The organism is Micromonospora sp. H61 (genome assembly GCF_018070325.1).
In the GTDB taxonomy this organism is placed as follows: Bacteria; Actinomycetota; Actinomycetes; order Mycobacteriales; family Micromonosporaceae; genus Micromonospora; species Micromonospora salmantinae.
In genome coordinates, this window is record NZ_JAGPXY010000177.1 from 1 (window position 1) to 2,617 (window position 2,617).

A 2,617-nucleotide genomic window follows, 5' to 3' on the forward strand; every position below is an offset into this window, starting at 1 on the left:
TTGGCGACGAGACAACGACAACGGCCCCTGATCAGCATCTCTGCTGGTCAGGGGCCGTGTCTGCACCTGGTGGCGGGTAGAGGATTCGAACCTCTGAAGCTTTCGCGACGGATTTACAGGGCGTCCGTGATCTTGCCTCGGTCAGCACCTCTGAGCTGCTGCTTCTCGCCGCCTCACCGACACCGACCGATCAGCCGCCCACCATGTGCCCACGCCCCACGGCACGGTGCGAGACGCCTGATGTTCAGGCGGCTCTCCATTCATCGGTTGCGCAACCGACCTCAAAGCTCGACCAGCCGTCCGCCTCACAGCGCTACGCGCCAAGAAGCCGTGGAAACTCTGCGAGGAAGACTGAGCGAAGTCGTTTAAGCAACATTCCCAGCAATAGCACGAAGTGTGCGAGTGACGCCGTCACGACTATAGACCAGGGTCGCTGCGCATCCTCTATTCCGGCGAGCGAGCATACCCCCAATATGATCGCAACTAGGAGGCCAACGCCAAGTGTGTAGGTAATGTTTGCTTGCAGTTCATGGAGGAGTCGATATTTGTGTGCGTTGTCGGCGCTGACTTTACCGGTCGGTCGACCTTTAAAGCGGGCGGCAGTGTCAAATAGTAGAACGAGCAGGTTGAACAATAGTCCGGTAAGGATGGACAGGGCGGCAAGCAGATTGTCGATTCCCTTGACATGCCAAGAGAGAAGGTAGGCGGCCGCCCCGACCAGGACTGGCAGTCCGTAGAAGAAGATCAGATCTGAAATCCTGACGCGACCAGTCCTAGCATCGCGCATAGTATCAAGGTGATCCCGGATGATCGGAAGTACACTAGCCTTCATCATTCGCTATCACTAGCTTTCTGGCGAGGATGTCGGCCGTCCAGAAAAACTCTGTGCCGGCATAGTCGGACTCGCGAATAGACAGGTCCTTCGCTAGTTCCGCGACCACCTCAGCGGCGACCTCATGCACGGTGCCGTCGGTGGGGCGACCGCTCGGTATGTTCTTGTTCTCTGGAAGAGGGAATGTTACGCGAGGAGGGCGTTCCTGAGTAACGGTGAGCGTCCGCATGGACTTTCCGACCTTCACCTCTAGTTTTATGTCGTGGTAGTCCAGGCCACGAATCTCTAGCAGCGCCGGGAGGCTGTTGTCGTTTAGGGCGTCGCGCACCTTCTGCTTGGGAAATGCCAATGCACGGTCCGGCTTAAGGACTAGCTCCATGATTCCCAGCTCTTCTTCGTGAGCGCCTAGATTGTACTGATCCGCAACGTCGCTCGGAATCCCATAGCGCACTAGGCGGATCTTCTTTAGTTCGCCTTCTTCGATGGATGCCTTCACTGCCGCCTCAGGGGCGAGCGGACTGAGCTCGACGGAGAAACCAGGAAATCTTGCTGCGAATGTACGTGTCAGGATGTGGTCTAGTGAGGACTTGAGCCCTCGGACGCCGACGCGTTCTGTCAGGAAGATCCCCGCTAATGAGTTATGCGGGATTACGAATAGGTTTCGTAGGGGGATTAGCTCAGCCTCGTTTGCCTGGCGTTCGTACGTATCCTGGTGTGTTTCAACATCGCGCAGAGTCGACTGGTGTCCGTGGCTCCCTGAGCGGACTGTTGTGTAAATTGACCGGTCCTCGGCCCGCACCGTCTCGGCGATTAGGTACTTTCCTTCATCCTTGTGCTGGTATGGAGTATTGATGAGGCCGTTAAAAAATGCGTAGAGAAAGGGTGCAAGGTCGGAGGCGGACCCATCAAAGTTGTCAAGGGGTAGGTAGTTGTCGGAAGACTTTGATGACATTCGTGGGCGGACTCTGATGGTGTAGGCGGCGAGGCTGTATTCCGGCATAAGTTCCTCCGGTGGGTGATGGGGATGTCTCGTCACCCTAGTTTCGAGCGCAGATCTGACCGTGTGTCTGTAAGGAACCGGTCAGCAGTCGTTGGCGGAGGCGGGGGGCGAGCGTAGCGGGTGTCGTACATGTGTTCTAAGTTACGACCTGGGTGCGACATGCAGTGGACCGGCTCACGAGTTGGTGCGCCTCGATGACGCCTACGAGCTCGCCCAGTTCATCGGCACCAACATGACGGCGTTGAACGCAGAGGTGGTTGCGGAAGCCCGCCGGCTGGTCGAGTGCGACCCCGGACCGGTCGGAGAGGCTACTTCCTGACTGGCAGGGGTTCATCCGAGGGCATCGCTGATCTTGTCGTTCATGGTGTCGTCTCCCCCGTCGATGCAGTTGGCGTAGACGCGGAGCAGGACGGCGACGCCGTGGCCCAGGCGCCGGGCTACCTCGGTCGGCGGGACGCCGGCATTCAGCCAGAGGGAGGCTGCCGCGTGCCGCAGGTCGTACTGCCGGCGGACGAGCGGCGAGGCAACCTGCGATTCGGTCAGCGCCTTCTCGCGGGCGAGCTTCCACCACCGGTCGTAGACCGACTCCGACAGCGGCCCACCGTGCAGGCCCCGGAAGAACCGACCGTCCGGGCCAACCCCGTGATTCTCGACGTGCGCGCACAGCAGCTCGACGAGCCGGGGCGGGATCGGGACCGCCCGAGTCTCAGCCCTTCCCCGGTGCTTGAGTCCGCGTCGCTCGTGGGAGCCGCCGTCATCGGTCCAGTGCGATCCGGCACGCGGCG

Annotated in this window: 2 protein-coding genes and 1 pseudogene; all 3 read right to left on the reverse strand. The window is 59.9% G+C overall.

Annotation, left to right across the window (positions count from 1 at the left end; translation table 11 throughout):
* Window positions 1-313: 313 nt before the first annotated feature.
* Window positions 314-787 carry a hypothetical protein gene (locus KBX08_RS32835; RefSeq protein ID WP_196929462.1) on the reverse strand — a complete coding sequence of 158 codons (474 nt, stop codon included), beginning with the start codon at window positions 785-787 and terminating at the stop codon, window positions 314-316.
* Window positions 788-821: 34 nt separating this feature from the next.
* Window positions 822-1,832, reverse strand: coding sequence for a hypothetical protein (locus tag KBX08_RS32840; RefSeq protein ID WP_210787639.1), 1,011 nt, complete (start codon window positions 1,830-1,832; stop codon window positions 822-824).
* A gap of 330 nt (window positions 1,833-2,162) precedes the next feature.
* Window positions 2,163-2,617, reverse strand: a pseudogene (locus tag KBX08_RS32845) (tyrosine-type recombinase/integrase); the annotation flags it as partial.